This is a genomic window from Caballeronia sp. M23-90, assembly GCF_053574605.1.
The window spans coordinates 1-1,403 of record NZ_JBSIPA010000806.1; the positions used below are offsets into that span (position 1 = coordinate 1).

Consider the following 1,403-nt stretch of genomic DNA (forward strand, 5'->3'; position numbering starts at 1 on the left):
TGTCGCTTTGCGCGGCTCGCGCACCAGGTCGGCGAGTGCCAGCGGGAAGCGTTTTGCGCGTTCTTCCGTCATGAACGGCTGCTCCGCGCCTCGGCCCACTCGCGCGTGGCGGGCAGCAGCTTGGTATGCGTGAGATCGAGTTGCAACGGCGTGATTGAAACATGTCCGTTCGCAACAGCATGAAAATCTGTGCCTTCGCTTGCATCGAGCGCGTCGCCTGACGGCCCGATCCACCAGATCGGGTTCCCGCGGGGATCGATTTGCCGGATCACCGGTTGCGAGGGATGACGCTTGCCAAGCCGCGTGATGCGCCACTCTCCCATTTCTTCGTAAGGCAGACTTGGAATGTTCACATTCAATAACGGATGGCCTGGCATGGGATGCGCCAGAAAATGCGCAACGATGTCAGCGGCAACGCGCGCTGCGTCTTCAAGATGCAACCAGTCGCGCCCGACCAGCGAGAACGCGATGGCCGGCACGCCGAACATGAAACCTTCTGTCGCCGCCGCGACCGTTCCGGAATATAACGTGTCCTCGCCCATGTTCTGGCCGTTATTGATACCGGAAACGACCAGGTCCGGCTGCTTTTCCAGCATGCCCGTCAGCGCGATATGCACTGAGTCGGTGGGCGTACCGTTCACGTAATTGAAACCGTTCGGCGCCGTGTGAATGGTGAGCGGGCGCGACAGTGTCAGCGAGTTAGAAGCACCGCTGCAATTCTGCTCAGGGGCCATGACCGTGACCTGCCCAAGCGGCTCCATGGCCGCGTGCAGCACGTTGAGCCCGCGGGCCAGATAACCGTCGTCGTTGCTGAGTAGGATTTGCATGCGACGATTGTAACCGAGGAAAGTAGGCCCGCGGCCCGGCCGTGGGGTCCTCGGCCGATCGGCCAGGTTTTCCGCGCAATGCTGGTTGATCTCGAGCGTTTTTCGTGCGTTTTATTAGACCGGATGGCTAACGCTGCGTCTCTGAACGCACGCCCGGGCAACGTCGTTTTACACTGGCGCATAGCGGATTTTTCAATGGAGACCCCATGCGCGCCATTCGATGCAACCAGTACGGACCGCCCGAATCACTCGTGCTCGAAACCTTGCCGGATCTCCGTCCAGGCGCCGACGAAGTGGTGATCGACGTACGGGCGGCCAGCGTGAACTTCCCTGATGTGCTGGTTATCCAGAACAAGTATCAGACGAAGCCGGCACTGCCCTTCACCCCGGGTGCCGAGTTCGCGGGTGTCGTGCGAGAGGTCGGCATGAACGTCAGGCGGCTCAGCGTAGGCATGCGGGTCGCTGCTTACACCGCGCAAGGCGCGTTCGCCGAACAGGCGGTTGCCCGCGAAGCGGCCTGCATTGCCCTGCCCGAGGACATCGACTTTGCGAGCGCGTCGGCCGTCACGCTCGCGA

General features: G+C 61.7%; 2 protein-coding genes. One reads left to right on the forward strand and one right to left on the reverse strand.

Annotated elements, in window-relative coordinates:
• Nucleotides 1-68: 68 nt before the first annotated feature.
• Complete coding sequence (gene surE, locus ACRXB1_RS36010; protein WP_213778396.1) at nt 69-827, reverse strand: 5'/3'-nucleotidase SurE; 759 nt, start codon at nt 825-827, stop codon at nt 69-71.
• Between the two features lie 206 nt (nt 828-1,033).
• On the opposite strand from surE, the gene ACRXB1_RS36015 reads away from it, so the two are divergent.
• Nucleotides 1,034-1,403: alcohol dehydrogenase catalytic domain-containing protein (locus tag ACRXB1_RS36015; RefSeq protein ID WP_449494772.1), on the forward strand; the 370-nt coding region annotated here is incomplete at its 3' end.

Excerpts from the sequence above, each read along its gene's own strand:
- surE (WP_213778396.1), bottom strand. The coding sequence starts at position 827 with ATGCAAATCCTACTCAGCAACGACGACGGTTATCTGGCCCGCGGGCTC.